At 72.9% G+C, this 14,555-nt stretch carries 10 protein-coding genes; 2 read left to right on the forward strand and 8 right to left on the reverse strand.

Going from position 1 to position 14,555, the window contains the following annotated elements:
- Nucleotides 1-205: 205 nt before the first annotated feature.
- The 3 genes from ACFY6U_RS09050 to ACFY6U_RS09060 form a co-directional block, all read right to left on the reverse strand.
- The gene (locus ACFY6U_RS09050) at nt 206-583 is read right to left on the reverse strand and encodes a toxin Doc (protein WP_390036141.1); all 378 of its coding nucleotides are present in this window, start codon (nt 581-583) and stop codon (nt 206-208) included.
- Between the two features lie 3 nt (nt 584-586).
- The gene (locus ACFY6U_RS09055) at nt 587-829 is read right to left on the reverse strand and encodes a hypothetical protein (RefSeq protein WP_351486516.1); all 243 of its coding nucleotides are present in this window, start codon (nt 827-829) and stop codon (nt 587-589) included.
- Between the two features lie 122 nt (nt 830-951).
- Nucleotides 952-4,053, reverse strand: coding sequence for a glycoside hydrolase family 2 TIM barrel-domain containing protein (locus tag ACFY6U_RS09060; RefSeq protein WP_390036143.1), 3,102 nt, complete (start codon nt 4,051-4,053; stop codon nt 952-954).
- 272 nt (nt 4,054-4,325) lie between these two features.
- On the opposite strand from ACFY6U_RS09060, the gene ACFY6U_RS09065 reads away from it, so the two are divergent.
- Nucleotides 4,326-6,710, forward strand: a complete 2,385-nt coding sequence (locus ACFY6U_RS09065) for a SpoIIE family protein phosphatase (RefSeq protein ID WP_390036145.1) — start codon at nt 4,326-4,328, stop codon at nt 6,708-6,710.
- A gap of 128 nt (nt 6,711-6,838) precedes the next feature.
- Here the strand turns inward: ACFY6U_RS09065 and ACFY6U_RS09070 are convergent, their stop codons facing one another.
- From ACFY6U_RS09070 to speB, 4 genes are read right to left on the reverse strand one after another with little or no spacing between them, the layout of a single operon-like run.
- Nucleotides 6,839-7,234 carry a nuclear transport factor 2 family protein gene (locus tag ACFY6U_RS09070; protein WP_390036147.1) on the reverse strand — a complete coding sequence of 132 codons (396 nt, stop codon included), beginning with the start codon at nt 7,232-7,234 and terminating at the stop codon, nt 6,839-6,841.
- Nucleotides 7,231-7,884, reverse strand: coding sequence for a cyclase family protein (locus tag ACFY6U_RS09075; RefSeq protein ID WP_390036149.1), 654 nt, complete (start codon nt 7,882-7,884; stop codon nt 7,231-7,233). The genes ACFY6U_RS09070 and ACFY6U_RS09075 overlap by 4 nt, the downstream gene beginning before the upstream one ends.
- Before the next feature lie 5 nt (nt 7,885-7,889).
- Entirely contained in the window at nt 7,890-9,458 is a 1,569-nt protein-coding gene (locus tag ACFY6U_RS09080) for a purine-cytosine permease family protein (protein WP_390036151.1), read from the reverse strand.
- Nucleotides 9,455-10,423 (reverse strand): agmatinase, encoded by a 969-nt coding sequence (gene speB, locus ACFY6U_RS09085; RefSeq protein ID WP_351486526.1) that lies wholly within the window; start codon nt 10,421-10,423, stop codon nt 9,455-9,457. Before speB ends, ACFY6U_RS09080 begins: the two co-directional genes overlap by 4 nt.
- 152 nt (nt 10,424-10,575) lie before the next feature.
- On the opposite strand from speB, the gene ACFY6U_RS09090 reads away from it, so the two are divergent.
- Entirely contained in the window at nt 10,576-12,051 is a 1,476-nt protein-coding gene (locus tag ACFY6U_RS09090; RefSeq protein WP_390036154.1) for a PucR family transcriptional regulator, read from the forward strand.
- Nucleotides 12,052-12,155: 104 nt separating this feature from the next.
- On the opposite strand, the gene helR is transcribed toward ACFY6U_RS09090, so the two are convergent.
- Nucleotides 12,156-14,327: an RNA polymerase recycling motor ATPase HelR gene (helR, locus tag ACFY6U_RS09095; protein ID WP_390036155.1), complete on the reverse strand. Its 2,172-nt coding sequence runs from the start codon at nt 14,325-14,327 to the stop codon at nt 12,156-12,158.
- Between the last annotated feature and the right edge of the window lie 228 nt (nt 14,328-14,555).

Below are 14,555 nucleotides of genomic sequence, written 5' to 3' on the forward strand. Positions count from 1 at the left end.
TGAACCGTGCGCACGCACCGGTCCCGCGCGCACGCTCCCGCCCCGCCCGCACGGGTGGTCCACTGATGACCGGCCCTCCTCACGAGGCCCCGCGCGGAACGGCGGCTCTTCCGCGCGAAACAGGCCGCCGGCCCCGTTCCTCCCGCCCTCGGCCGGCGGCCCCGAGGGCCGCGGGGGCAGCTCTCCCTGCACGTCCGGGCAGGTGTCAGAGCTGCCAGGAACGGAGCCGGTCCGCCGCGGCGTAGACGTCGGCCTTGCCGTTCATCAGGTCGCGGGCGAGGTCGACGAGGGCGCCGTAGGGCGGGTCGATGCCGACATCGCTGACGTACATGTAGGCCACGGCGGTCGCGCAGGCGAACCTGGCGTTGGCCGAGGGCAGCGGCTTCAGCAGGGCGAGGGTGTGCAGCAGGGCCGCGGCCCGCCAGGCAGCGTCGGAGTCCACCCCGAGCCGCGGCGGGTCGACCCGGTGCCGGGCGACGGCGGCGACCAGCGCAGAGAAATCGGTGATGGTGGGCTGCTCCGGCATGACTTCCTCATGGCGCTGGAGCAGCCAGGGCACGTCGATGTGGATGACCGGCGGCATGGGTCAGGCGGCCTCGCCCTTCGCGGGCGGCTGTTCGTCGTCCGGGAACGCGGCGGCGAACTCGGCGGCGTGGGCCGCGAAGAAACGGCGGAACTCCTCCGCCCCCTCCTGCAGGGCCCGGTGCCGGGCGATGTCGGCGGCGGCCGCCTCACGGACGAGGGCCTTCATCGACGTACCGCGCTCCTTGGCTATCTGCCTGAGGTCCTCAAGTTCGCGGTCGCTGAACTCCACGTTGAGAGCTGGCATGCCCTTCACGGTACCGCGAGGGTACTCCACCGTAAATACCCGCAGGTCAAGACCGACTCACCACGGTACCTGCGGGGCCCCTCGCGGGCGGCCCGCCAGGACCGCCCGCCGTCTCGGCCGCCTCAGGTGTCGAGGCGGCTGATCCTTACCGCGCCCGAGGTCTGTCCCGGGTGGGCGCTGGTCAGGGTGAGCCGGATCCGGGAGCCGCGCACCGCGGTGAACGTGATGACGGTCGGGGCGTCCGAGGCGGTCGCCCAGGCCACCGCCGTGTCCTCGACCGCCCGGTACGCGGTGCCGTCCCAGACGGCCACCTCGACCGAGGCGGGGAGGGCGTGGGTGGCGTCCACGGTGAAGGAGACGTCCACCCGGTCGTAGGTACGGGTGCGCCCGTGGTCGACCGACACCCAGTCCGCGGTCCGGGCGCCGCCGAACGCGGGCAGCAGGGCGGTGGCCGACTTGGCGAAGGCGTTGGACCAGCCGGTGGCCGGGTCGCCGTCGAGCATGGCCGCCGGGAGGGTGTCCGGACGGCCGGAGTAACTGGCGTCCGCGTGGGGGAGGTCCGGCGGGGACGGGTGGTCCGGGCCGAAGTCGGGGGCGGGGGTGCTCGCCACGGTGCGGGCGGGGGTGGTGGGCATGGTGACGGTGTCCTTGCGCAGGCCGTCCACCCGGGCGGTCACCTTGAGTCCGCCGGGCTTCGTACCGGAGCGCACGACGGCGAGCGCCTTGCCGTGGAAGGCGGTCCGGGTGCTTGCCTGGTAGCGCTCGGCGCTCTCCTCACGGCCGTTGTCGAGCCCGGCGAGCGAACCGCCGGTCACGGTGAAGGAGATGAGGTGCTCGGCGTCGGGCACCACCACGCCGTGCGCGTCGACGATCTCGGCGGTGACGAAGACCAGTGAACGCCCGTCGGCAGCCAGGGAGGTGCGGTCGGGGGTGAGACGGACGGCGTGCGCGGCGCCGGCGGTGCGCAGGACGTCCGTCGCGACCACCCTGCCGTCGCGCCGGGCCACCGCCTTCAACTCGCCCGGCCGGTAGGGCACTTTCCAGGTCAGGTGCAGTTTGCCCGCGCTGCCGTTGGGGCTGGTGTAACTGCCCGGGTAGGGGCCGGTGGTGAAGGTCTTGTCGTCGCCGGTGGCCTCGGTGGTCTCCAGGTAGGTGCGGCCGTCGGTGGTCTGCTTGGTGTCGAACTCCCGTACCCCCAGGGACGTTCCGTTGAGGAACAGTTCGACGGAGGGCACGTTGGCGTACGCCCACACCTCGACCGTCTCCCCCTCCTCGTGGTTCCAGCTCATCGGCAGCAGGTGCACCATCGGCTCGCCGGTCCACTGGCTACGGAAGAGGTGGTACATGTCCTTCGGGAAGCCGGCCGTGTCGACCGCGCCGAAGAAGGACGACTTCACCGGGAACACGTCGTACGGCGTCGGCTCACCGATGTAGTCGATGCCCGACCACAGGAACTGGCCGGCGAACCACTTCCGGTCCCGGTCCTTCTTGTGGCCGTACTCGCCGCTCATCGTCCAGGAGGCGAGGTTGTTGTCGTAGGACGAGGTCGCGCGGCGGCCGGGGGTGTGGTTCTCCCCGGTGTTGAGGTGTTCCGGCTCCTGGTACGTGCCGCGGGTCGAGGTCTCCGAGGAGGACTCCGACTCGAAGAGGAAGAGGTGCGGGTAGACGGCGTGCAGGGCGTCCACCGACTTGGCCGTGTTGTAGTTCAGGCCCAGTCCGTCGAGTCTGGCGAGCATGAGGTCGGCGGCGGAACCCTTGGCCGGTACGCCGTGGTACTTGTTCGAACCGATGACGACCGGGCGGGTGTCATCGGCGGCCTTGACGGCGGCGATGATCCGGTCGGCCATGGCGAGACCGGCCGTCGAGGTGGAGTCGGGGATCTCGTTGCCGATGGACCACAGGACGACGGCGGGCGAGTTGCGGGCGGCGAGGACCATCTCGGTGGCGTCGGCCTCGCACCACTCGTCGAAGAACCGGCCGTAGTCGTACTTGGTCTTGCCGGTCTTCCAGCAGTCGAAGGCCTCCACCATCATCACGATGCCCAGTTCCTCGCAGACCTCGATCATCTGCGGCGAGGGCGGGTTGTGCGAGGTGCGGAAGGCGTTGACGCCCATCGACTTCATGATGGTCATCTGTCTGCGCACCGCATCGGCGCTGATCGCCGCGCCGAGGGCGCCCTGGTCGTGGTGGAGGTCGACGCCCCTGATCTTGGTGGGGACGCCGTTGAGGGAGAAGCCCTCGTCGGGGTCGAAGCGGCAGCTGCGGATGCCGAAGACCGTGCGGTAGGTGTCGGTGGTGGTGCCGCCGACCCGCAGTTCGGTGTGCAGGGTGTACCGGTGCGGGGCGTCGATGTCCCACAACTTCGGTCTCTCGACGGTCAGTTCGTGGCTCGCCGTGGTCCCGCCGGAACCGGTGACGGTGACCGTGGAGGAGGTGCGGGCCACCGTGCGGCCGTCGGGGCCGGCGATCCGGGAGAGGACCGCCACGTCCGCGCCCGCACCCAACTCGTCGACGACGGCCGTGCGCACCCGCACCACGGCCCGCCCGGCGCTGACGTCCGGCGTGGTGACGTACGTTCCCCAGCGCGCCACGTGCACGGGGTCGGTCACCACCAGGCGGGCCTCACGGTAGATGCCGCTGCCCGAGTACCAGCGGCTGCTGGGCAGCTGGTTCTGCACCTTGACCGCGAGGACGTTCACGGTACTGCCGTCGGTGTGCAGGAGGTCGGTGAGGTCGAAGGCGAAGCCGGTGTAGCCGTAGGGGTGGCGGCCGACCTGGGTGCCGTTGCAGTAGACGTACGAGTCCATGTAGACGCCGTCGAACTCCACCGAGATCCGCTTGCCGGCGTAGCCGGGCGGCAGGGTGAAGGCGAGCCGGTACCAGCCGAGGCCGCCCGGGAAGAAGCCGGTGCCGCTGGTGGTGCCGTGGTCGGTGGTGGGGGTCTGCTCGATGCTCCAGTCGTGCGGTACGGCGACCTGCCGCCAGGCCGAGTCGTCGAACCCGGGATCGGCGGCGTCCGCGTAGGCGCCGGTCGGGTCGGTGATCCCGCCCGGGTTGACCAGCGCGAACCGCCAGCCGTCCCGCAGGGCGACCGTGCGGCGGCCGGTGACCTGCGACGACGTACCCGCGTCCGGGGCCGCCCAGGCGCCCGGGGCGCCCAGCAGGGCGCCGGCCGTCGGGGCTGCCGTGGCGGCTGCCAGAACCGATCTGCGTGTGACCGTCATGGTGCGGCTCTCCCTCATCAGGGCCCAGAACTACTCACAACTGATCGCGAACAAACAGATTCTGACGGAGTGGCACTTGTGTCCGTCAAGGGTCCGGAAGCCTCCGCCCACCCCTTTCGTCCTGTCGACCGGCCCTCGTTCGGCACCCCGGACAGGGCCCGGTCCCGACCGACCGGCCGCCGCCGCTTGCCGGTCGCGGGAGGGTCCGAAGCACTACCCTGAACACGAGTGGTGCACCTGTTGACTGTGAGTGTGCGCTTGGGAGTGGCGAGATGAGCCGGGTCTATCCCTTCGACGATGCGGCGACGGCCCGGGCTGTCATCGGCGAGGACGGCACACTGACCGAGTGGAGCGAGGGCGCGCGGCGGCTCCTCGGCCACCCGGCCGAAGACGTCGTGGGCCGGCCGGCGGCGCTGCTGCTCGCCGGGGAGGTGACACCGCGCGCGCCCGTCGGCGCCCGCTGGGACGGCACCCTCGGGCTCCGCCACCGGGACGGCCGCACGATCCCGGTCTGGCTGCTCGCCCACCACACCCCGGCCCACGACCAGCGGCCCGGCCACTGGCTGGTGGTCTCCCCGCTCGACGGCGGCGGACCGCGCACCCCGGACGATCCGCTGGCGACGGCCGCGCTGACGCAGTCGCCGTGCGCCATCGCGGTCTACGACGACCAGCTCAGGCTGCGCCGGATGAACGACGCGATGGCCCACGTCATCGGGCTTGCCGAGGAGCGGGTCCAGGGGCTCAGGGTCACCGAGATCGGCGGCAAGCCGGAGAGCGGGGACCTGGAGCGGAACATGCTCCGGGTGCTGGCCTCGGGCCGGCCGCTGGACGTGCAGACGTTCATGCGGACCGGCGGCGAGGACCGGGCGCACGCGTGGCTGGCCCGGATGGCGCCGGTCACCGACGCCGCCGGGCGGGTGTGGGGCGTGAGCCTGGCCGCCCACGACTTCACCGAGAACTACCTGGCCAGGGAGCGGCTCCAGCTGGTCAACGCGGCGAGCGTGCAGATCGGCAGCACCCTCGACGTCGTCCAGACGGCCCAGGAGCTGGCGGACGTCTGCGTCCCGGCACTCGCCGACCTCGTCACCGTCGACCTGCTGGACCCGCCGGACCACGGCGGCGACCTCCCGGCCCGGCTGAGCGCGCCGGTCACCCTGCGCCGCATCGCACACCAGTCCGTGCTCCCCGGCGTCCCCGAGGCGGTCCTCAAGCCCGGGCAGACCGAGGTCTACCCGGCCTCCTCACCGCAGGCGGACTCGCTGACCGCGGGGCACACGATCGTGGCCTCGGTGACCTCCGGCGAGCTGGACCAGTGGCTGTCCTGGAACAAGCGCCGCGGAGAGCGGGTGCGCGAGTTCGGCGTGCACTCCTCGATGTCGGTGCCGATCCAGGCCCGCGGCACCACCCTGGGGGTCGCGGTGTTCCGGCGGCACCGGCGGCTCGACCCGTTCAGCCCGGACGACGTGCTGCTCGCCGAGGAGATCACGGCCCGGGCCGCCGTCTGCATCGACAACGCCCGCCGGTACTCGCGGGAGCGCGAGACCGCCCTGGCCCTGCAGCGCAGTCTGCTGCCCCGGACACTGCCGCGCACCGCGGCCCTGCAGGCCGCCTCCCGCTACCTGCCGGCGGCGCGGGCCGGGGTGGGCGGCGACTGGTTCGACGTGATCCCGCTGTCCGGGCTGCGGGTCGCCATGGTCGTCGGGGACGTCGTCGGCCACGGCGTGCAGGCCTCGGCGACCATGGGCCGGCTGCGGACCGCCGTGCGCACCCTGGCCGACATCGACCTGGCCCCGGACGAGTTGCTCACCCACCTCGACGACCTGGTGCTCCGGCTCTCGGAGGAGCAGGGCGGCGAGGGCAGCCCCGGCGAGGTCGGCGCGACCTGCCTGTACGCCGTCTACGACCCGGTGTCCCGGCGCTGCACGCTGGCCCGCGCCGGGCACCCGCCGCCCGTCCTGCTGCGCCCCGGCCACCACCCCTACCTGCTGGACCTGCCCGCCGGTCCCCCGCTGGGCCTGGGCGGGCTGCCGTTCGAGTCGGCCGAGGTGACGCTGCCCGAGGGCACGGTCCTGGCGATGTTCACGGACGGGCTGATCACCTCACGGCACCGGGACCCGGACACCGGCCGCCGGCTCCTCCACGAGGCGCTGGCGGCGGACAGCGACTCGCTGGACGAGACCTGCGACCGGATCCTGTACGCCCTGCTGCCGTCCGGCGGCGCGGCCGACGACGTGGCGCTGCTGCTGGCCCGCACCCAGGGCCTGCCGCCGACCCGGGTGGCGTCCTGGGACATCCCCGCCGACCCGGCGCTGGTCGCGCCGATCCGCAAGCAGGTCGTGGAGCAGCTCGACGTGTGGGACCTGAGCATGGCCGCCTTCACGACGGAGCTGGTGGTCAGCGAACTGGTCACCAACGCCATCCGCTACGGCGCCCACCCCATCGGGCTCCGGCTCATCCACGACACGACCACCCTGATCTGCGAGGTCTCCGACACCAGCCACACGGCTCCGCACCTGCGCCGGGCCAAGACCTGGGACGAGGGCGGCCGGGGCCTGCTGCTGGTGGCCCAGCTGACGCAGCGGTGGGGCACCAGGCACACGGCGGAGGGCAAGACGATCTGGGCGGAGCTTTCCCTCTTCGAGGACGAGTTCGGCTGAGCGCTCCGCTGGGTGCCGTGTCGTGGTCGTCTGCGGCGCCGTGGTGGCTGGTCGCGCAGTTCCTCCCCCAGCCTTCGGCCGGAGGTACCCCAGCGCCCCTTAGGGGGCGCGCTGCAGAACCGCAGACTTCATTCGGTCGCGGCGGAAAGGTGCTCGTGGACCGCTTGCCAGGCGTCGCCGGCGGTGCGGTGGAGGACGATGGTCTCGCGTTCGTGCAGGACTTCCTCTCCGGCGGTGGTGGAGACGCAGGTGGTCACCGCGTGGGTGAACACGGCCGTGTCGCCGAAGAGCTGGAGGCGGCGGTCGTCCGAGTCGCAGGCGAGGACGCGGAAGCCGTCCTCCTCGCTCCATCGCTGCCACAGCTCGCGGTACTCCTGGGTGGAGTCCAGCCGCCGGCCGGTGGTGTGGAAGACGAAGGTGGCGTCGGCCGCGAAGGCGTCGAAGTAGTCGTCGGTACGGCCCTCGGCGAACGCGGCGATCAGGGCGTCCGCCGCGGCGAGGGCGGTGTCGTGGTCGTTGCTCAAGGTTTCGGCTCCGAGATCCGGGCCACGGCGCGGACGGGTGCGCCGTCGGCGCCGGGCAGGTGCAGGGGGAAGAGGCTCACGTGGACGTCATGGCCGGTGTGCTGGGCGTCGAGGACCTCGGCGAGGTTGGTGAGGTTCTCGGCGATGACGGCGTCGGCGCCGCACAGGATGCGGTGGGCGGGAAGGGTCTCGCCGGGGGTCGGGTCGACGCTGAGGGCGTCGATGCCGACGGTGTACACGCCGCGGGCGACGAGGAGGGTGGCCGCCTCCTCGGTCAGGTAGGGGTGGTCGTGGTAGGCGTCGGTGCCCCAGTGCGCGGACCAGCCGGTGGCGATCAGCACGATCCGGCCCGCCGGGACACCGGCGAGCAGGTCGGTCCCGATGGCCGCCCGGGGCGGGAGGCCCCGGGCGTCGACGACGTGGGCCGGACCGTCGAACCGGTCCAGCGGCAGCTGGTTCAACGCGGGCAGGCCGTCCTCGATGTGGGAGGGGGCGTCCACGTGCGTGCCGGACTGCGAACCCATGTGCACCTGAAGGACGTTGACGCCGTCCTGGGCCGCGGTGAGCGCGGGCCGGATGTCCACCTCCGGGTCGCCGGGGTAGACCGGCATGCCGGTGCGCAGCGGCACGGACAGGTCGATCAGGCGCATCGGGCTCACACCTCCGCGGGCTCGGGGGCGGCGACGGGGAGTCCGTCGGCGGCGGTGATCGGCGGCACCGGGGTGTCGACGGCGCGCACCAGCCGCGGGCCCTCGGGACCGAAGACGGCGCGGGGCTCGGGGAAGAGCCACAGCAGGGCCAGGTAGAGGATCGCGGCCAGGCCCAGGCCGACGGGCAGCGAGATGTCCACGCCGCCCGCGAGGTCGCCGAGGGCGCCGACGAACTGGCCGGGGAGGTTGACGAACTGCACCGCGAGCAGGGCGGCGGCCAGCCAGGCGGCCATGCCGCGCCAGTTCCAGCCGTGCGTGAACCAGTAACGCCCGCCCCGCTGTCGGCGGTTGAAGACCTGGAGCGAGTCCGGGTCGTACCAGCCGCGGCGGGTGAGGAAGCCCAGGGTCATGATGACCATCCACGGCGCGGTGCAGACGATGATCAGCGTCGCGAAGGTGGAGATGGACTGGGTCAGGTTGGCGGCGAACCGGCCGACGAAGATGAAGGAGATCGACAGGACGCCGATGAACACGGTGGCCTGCACCCGGCTGAACTTCGGGAAGACGCTGGCGAAATCGAGGCCGGTGCCGTAGAGCGAGGTGGTGCCGGTGGACATGCCGCCGATCAGCGCGAGCAGGCAGACCGGCAGGAAGTACCAGGACGGCGAGACGGCGAGCAGACCGCCGACGTAGTCCGGGGCGTTCGGGTCGAGGAAGCTGCCGGCCTTCGCGGCGATGATCGAGGCGGTCGCCAGTCCGAAGAAGAAGGGCAGGATCGTCGCGATCTGGGAGAGGAAGGCCGCGCCCATGACCCGGCGGCGCGGGGTGTCGGCGGGGATGTAGCGGGCCCAGTCGCCGAGGAAGGCGCCGAACGAGACCGGGTTGGAGAGCACGATCAGCGCGGAGCCGATGAACGCCGGCCAGAAGCCGGGGGTGCTCAGCGAGTGGAAGCTGCCCTGGTAGCCGGGGTCGAAGTCGCCGCCGAAGGCGAAGAGGCCGAGGACGAAGAGCAGGGAGGCGGCGGCGACCGCGATCTTGTTCACGAAGAGCATGAACCGGAAGCCGTAGATGCACACCGTCAGCACCAGCGCGGCGAACAGCCCGTACGCCAGGGCGTACACGCCGTCGTTGGTCGGCAGGTGGAACATCCGGTGCGCGCCGCCGACGAGGGCGTCGCCGGAGGACCACACGGAGATGGAGAAGAAGGCGACCGCGGTCAGCAGGGAGAGGAAGGAACCGACGACCCGGCCGTGCACGCCCAGGTGGGCGGAGGAGGACACCGAGTTGTTGGTGCCGTTCAGCGGGCCGAACACGGCCAGCGGCGCGAGGATCAGCGCGCCGACGGCGAGCCCGAGGCCGGTGGCGGCCAGGCCCTGCCAGAAGGAGAGCCCGAACAGGATCGGGAAGGCGCCGAGGACGCAGGTGGCGAAGGTGTTCGCGCCGCCGAAGGCGACCCGGAACAGGTCGAGCGGCCGGGCGGTGCGGTCGGCGTCCGGGATGCGCTCGACGCCGTACGTCTCGATCTCGGTCAGCGACGGGGCGTCGTGCTGCTCCGCTTGGGGGCTGGTGGTCATGTCTGCTCCTCGCGAGGGCCGGCGGAGTCCAGGGTGAACAGGCTGATCAGGTCGTAGGCGACGTGCGACGCGGCGACGGAGGTGATGTCGGCGTGGTCGTAGGCGGGGGCGACCTCGACGACGTCGCCGCCGACGAGGTTGAGCCCGGCGAGGCCGCGCAGGATCTCCAGCAGCTCACGCGAGGTCATGCCGCCGGCTTCCGGGGTGCCGGTGCCGGGGGCGTGTGCGGGGTCGAGGACGTCGATGTCGACGGACACGTACAGCGGCCGGTCGCCGATGCGCTGCCGCAGCGCGTCCACGGTCTCGTCGACGCCTCGGCGCAGCACGTCGGAGGAGGTGACGATGCCGAAGCCGAGCCGACGGTCCTCCTCCAGGTCCCGCTTGCCGTACAGGGGGCCGCGGGTTCCGACGTGGCTGAGCGCCTCGGTGTCGACGATGCCCTCCTCGACGGCGCGCCGGAACGGGGTGCCGTGGGTGTACTCGGCGCCGAAGTAGGTGTCCCAGGTGTCGAGGTGGGCGTCGAAGTGGAGGACGGCGACCGGTCCGTGCCGTTTGGCGACCGCGCGCAGCAGGGGCAGCGCGATGGTGTGGTCGCCGCCGATGGTCACCAGCTTCGTGCCGTCGGCCTGGAGGCGGGAGGCCTCGTGCTCGACGGTCTCGATCGCCTCGTTGATGTCGAAGGGGTTCACCGGGATGTCACCGGCGTCGGCGACCTGTGCCGACGCGAACGGGGACACGTCCAGTGCCGGGTGGTACGGGCGCAGCAGCCGGGACGCCTCGCGCACGGCGGCCGGGGCGAACCGGGCACCGGGCCGGTAGGAGACACCGGTGTCGAAGGGCACGCCGACGACGGCGATGTCCGCGCGGGGCACCTCGTCGAGGCGCGGCAGCCGGGCGAAGGTCGCGGGTCCCGCGTAGCGGGGGATCCGGGAGGAGTCCACGGGTCCACGGGGCTCGGTCGTCATGGGGCACCTTCCTGTACGGCCTGGGGTGTACACCGCCGGGTGGGCGGACCCTGGACCGGAGCTGGTGGTTCCGGTAACGGGGGATGCCTCAGTGTGCGGACGGCCGGCCGAGAGGGTCAATTGGTGACGGCACGAAGAACTACAGTGGTCTTGTGTCTGACCACAAAGTCACGCCGCGTTCCGTCCTCACCGTCGGCGACCTGCTGTCCTTCCCGGCCCTGCAGATACGCCTGCTCGCGGGCGGCGGCGGCCTGCGCCGCACGGTCTCCTGGGCGCACGTCAGCGAACTGGAGGACCCGACCCCGTGGCTCCAGGGCTCGGAGGTCCTCATGACCGTGGGCCTCGCGGTGCCCCGCGGCGGCGAGGCGCAGCGGCGCTACCTGGAGCGGCTCGACGACGCGGGTGTCGCGGCGCTGGTGCTCAGCACCCAGCTGCGGACCCCGCCGCTGCGCCAGGCCTTCCTCACCGCGGCCGAGGAGCGCGGCTTCCCGGTCCTCGAGGTGCCGCTCACCGTTCCCTTCGTCACCATCGCCCAGGAGGTCGCCGCCGCGGTCAGCGAGAAGTCCGCCGAACGGCTCGGCGCGCAGCTCCAGGTCTTCGGCGCGCTGCGCTGGATGGCCGAGGAGAACCTGGACATCCCCGCGCTCTTCGACCGCCTGGAGCAGCTCAGCGGCTACCGCCTCTTCCTGTGCACCCCCCAGGGGCGCCCGCTGCTGCCCGGCGTCCCGGCGCCGCAGGACCTCTCGGTGCTGCCGGCGCACCCGGACGCCCCGCCGACCGTGCCCGGCGGCTTCGTGCTCCCGGTCCTCGGTCCGGGCGGCGCGGCCGGCTACCTGGTCGCGCTGGAACAGGCGGGCGCCCGCCCGGCCGGGCTGGCCGTCGTCCAGCACCTGGCCACCGTCGCCGCGCTGCGGCTCGCGATGGTGCGCGGGGAACGCGAGGTGCTGCGGCGAGAGGGGGCGGAGACCCTCGCCGAGATGCTCCAGGACACCCTCGACCCGGCCGGTGCCCAGCGCCGGCTGGCCCACCACGGTCTGGACGCACAGCGGCCCGTCGTTCTCGCGGTGCTCCGGCGCACCCCGGACGAGCAGCTGGACGGCGCCCTGTCCGGCCACCCGCACCTCACCCTGCGCCGCGGCGAGGACCGGCTGGTCCTCGCCGAACCCGGCTTCACCGAGGCCCTGGCCGAGCTGCCCGGCGCGGTGTGCGGGGTGAGCCGCCCCTTCACCGTCGGCGAGCCGCTGCGGGTCGCCCAGCAGGAGGCGGAATGGGCGGCGGGCCGCGCGGAGGAGGCGGGCAAGCCGCTCCTCCACTACGGCGAGGACGCCACCGGACGGTGGCTGCCCGAGGACCGCCGGCTGCTGTCGGCGCTCGTCGAGCAGGTCCTCGGCCCGGCCCTGCGCTACGACGAGGCACACGGGTCGCAGCTGCTGGTCTCCGTCCGCACCTGGATGGAACGCGACCGCCGCACCGAGGACGCCGCCGCGGCCCTGCACGTCCACCCCAACACCCTCGCCTACCGGCTGCGCCGCTTCGGCGAGGTGACCGGCCGGGACCTGTCGACGACGGCCGCCTTCACCGAGGTCTGGTTCGCCGTGCGCGCGGCGACCGAACTCGGCGTGGCCTGACTCCGGGGGTACCACCGGCCGAAGGCCGGGGGAGGAACTGCGCGACCGGCCACCACGGCGCCGCAGTCGGCCGACGGCAGGTCGCGGCCCTTCCAGCGGAGCGCTCAGTCGGTCGTCAGGACGACCAGCTGCCGGGTCGCGCGGGTCATCGCGACGTAGCGGTCGACGCCGCCGGTCACGCCCGTGCCGAACTCCTCCGGGTCGACCAGGACGACAAGGTCGAATTCGAGCCCCTTCGACAGTTCGGGAGTGAGCGAGGCGACCCGGGGCGTCGGTGTGAAGCGGGGGTCGCCGATCACGCAGGCGACGCCCTCGGCGTGGGTGGCGAGCCAGGTGCGGAGGATCTCGTCCCGCTCGGAGACGGATCCGTGGACCACGGGCAGGCCGCCGCCGCGGATCGAGGTCGGCACGTTGGCGTCCGGGAGCACGGCCCGGATGACCGGCTCGGCCTCCGCCATGACCTCTTCCGGGGTGCGGTAGTTGATGGCGAGCGAGGCCAGTTCGATCCGGTCGAACCCGACCCGTGCCAGGCGTTCCTGCCAGGTCTCCGTGAACCCGTGCCGTGCCTGGGCGCGGTCTCCGACGATGGTGAAGCTCCGGGACGGGCAGCGCAGCAACAGCATCTGCCACTCCGCGTCGGTGAGCTCCTGGGCCTCGTCGACGACGATGTGCGCGAACGGGCCGGCCAGCAGGTCAGGGGCGAGGACGAAGAGTTCGGACTCGTCGACCAGGCTGACCTTGGCGTCCGCGCCCCGGAGCATCCTCACCAGGCCCTCGCCGTCGTCACCGTCGGCGCCGGAGTCGGCAACGGCCCCGATCAGGTTGTCGACGACCTGGGTCATCCGCTCGCGCTGGGCGGCGAGCACGGCCTCCTGCCGCCGTTTGCGCCGGGCCGCCTCCGGGTCGCCGAGCCGCTGCCGGGCCGCGTCCAGGAGCGGCAGGTCGGACACCGTCCAGGCCTGGGCGTCGGCGCGCTGGAGCCTGCGCACGTCGTCGCGGCCGAGCCAGGGGGCGCACAGCCGCAGGTAGGCGGGGACCGACCAGAGGTCCCCGACCAGGTCGGTCGGCTCCAGCAGCGGCCAGGCGCGGCCGAGGGTGTCGACCAGCTCCCGGTCCTGCTGCAGGGACCTGCGGAACTCCTCGGGCGCCACGTCGGCGCCGCGGTACCTGTCCAGCAGGATGGCGGCCAGCTCCTCCCAGATCTGGTCGCGTGCCTCGTTGTGCGGGGTGCCGGGAGCCGGTGCCCGGAAGGCGTCGGCCCAGTCGTCGGCGGTCAGCCGGAGGTCGCCCCAGTCGGTGGTGACCGTCATCCCCTGGGCCGGCGGCTCCTCGTAGAACCGGACGGCCGTCTCGATCGCCCTCACCATGTCCGCGGACGACTTCAGCCGGGCCGCCTCCGGGTCGGTCTCGACGGCAGCGGAGGCCCCCTCTTCGACCAGGTCCCGCAGGACGCAGGTCTGCACGCCCTCCTCACCGAGGCTCGGGAGGACGTCGGAGACGTAGTTCAGGTAGGGCCGGTGCGGGCCGACGAACAGCACCCCGCCCCGGCGGTGGCCGAGACGCGGGTCGGAGTACAGGAGGTGGGCGGTGCGGTGCAGGGCGACGACCGTCTTGCCGGTGCCCGGGCCGCCGTCGACGACGAGGGCGCCGCGGGATCCCGCGCGGATGATCGCGTCCTGGTCGGCCTGGATGGTGGCGAGCACGTCCCGCATCCGCTCCGAGCGGTCGGCGCCCAGGCTGGCGATGAACGCGGACTGGTCGTCGAGTGCGGCGTGCCCGTCGAGCCCGTCGGCGGTGAACACCTCGTCCCAGTAGTCGCTGATCCGGCCGTCCGTCCAGCGGTACCTGCGTCTGCTGCGCAGCCCCGCCGGGTCGGCGTGGGTCGCCGCGAAGAACGGCTCGGCGGCGGGCGACCGCCAGTCGATCAGCAGCCGGCGGCCCGTGCTGTCGGTGAGACCGAGGCGGCCGATGTACACGGGCTCGGGGTCGTCCGCGCCGACGATGCGGCCGAGGCACAGGTCGAGGCCGAAGCGGCGCAGGGTGCGCAGCCGTCCGGTCAGCCGGTGGACCTCGATGTCCCGGTCCATCGCGGCCCGGCCGGTGCCGCCCGGTGCCCTGAGCTCGGCGTCGAGGCGGTCGGAAAGTTCGGCGATCGTCTGGGCGAGGCACGCGGCGATGGCGGCCAGGTGCCGCTCGTCGTCGGCGATCAGAGCCGGGTCGGCCTTGGCTGAGAGGCGCTCGGGGAGGTCGAAGGCGCTGGTGGTCAGGGGGTGCAATGCATCAGCTCCGTGGGGAGGCCGTGCGGCCCAGGGCGCGTACGGCAGGACGTCCGGAAGGTCCGGAAGGGTGGGACGGACAGGGAGGGCGGCGCGAGAGGCGGGCCGGCGGTCGTGACCCGTGAAGGGGGTCGGACCGTGGGGGCTGGGACGGCGACCGTCGTCCGGAGTTCATGGCAGGTTGCGGTGCGCGGGAAACTGCGGGGCCGCCGTGGCTGGTCGCGCGGT

Origin of the sequence: Streptomyces sp. NPDC013157 (genome assembly GCF_042899865.1) — a bacterium.
Lineage (GTDB): Bacteria > Actinomycetota > Actinomycetes > Streptomycetales > Streptomycetaceae > Streptomyces.

Bases quoted from the DNA above. Each gene is read 5' to 3' on its own strand.
- ACFY6U_RS09065 (WP_390036145.1), top strand. From the start codon at position 4,326: ATGAGCCGGGTCTATCCCTTCGACGATGCGGCGACGGCCCGGGCTGTC.
- ACFY6U_RS09060 (WP_390036143.1), bottom strand. From the start codon at position 4,053: ATGACGGTCACACGCAGATCGGTTCTGGCAGCCGCCACGGCAGCCCCG.
- ACFY6U_RS09055 (WP_351486516.1), bottom strand. From the start codon at position 829: ATGCCAGCTCTCAACGTGGAGTTCAGCGACCGCGAACTTGAGGACCTC.
- speB (WP_351486526.1), bottom strand. From the start codon at position 10,423: ATGACGACCGAGCCCCGTGGACCCGTGGACTCCTCCCGGATCCCCCGC.
- ACFY6U_RS09080 (WP_390036151.1), bottom strand. From the start codon at position 9,458: ATGACCACCAGCCCCCAAGCGGAGCAGCACGACGCCCCGTCGCTGACC.
- ACFY6U_RS09050 (WP_390036141.1), bottom strand. From the start codon at position 583: ATGCCGCCGGTCATCCACATCGACGTGCCCTGGCTGCTCCAGCGCCAT.
- ACFY6U_RS09075 (WP_390036149.1), bottom strand. From the start codon at position 7,884: ATGCGCCTGATCGACCTGTCCGTGCCGCTGCGCACCGGCATGCCGGTC.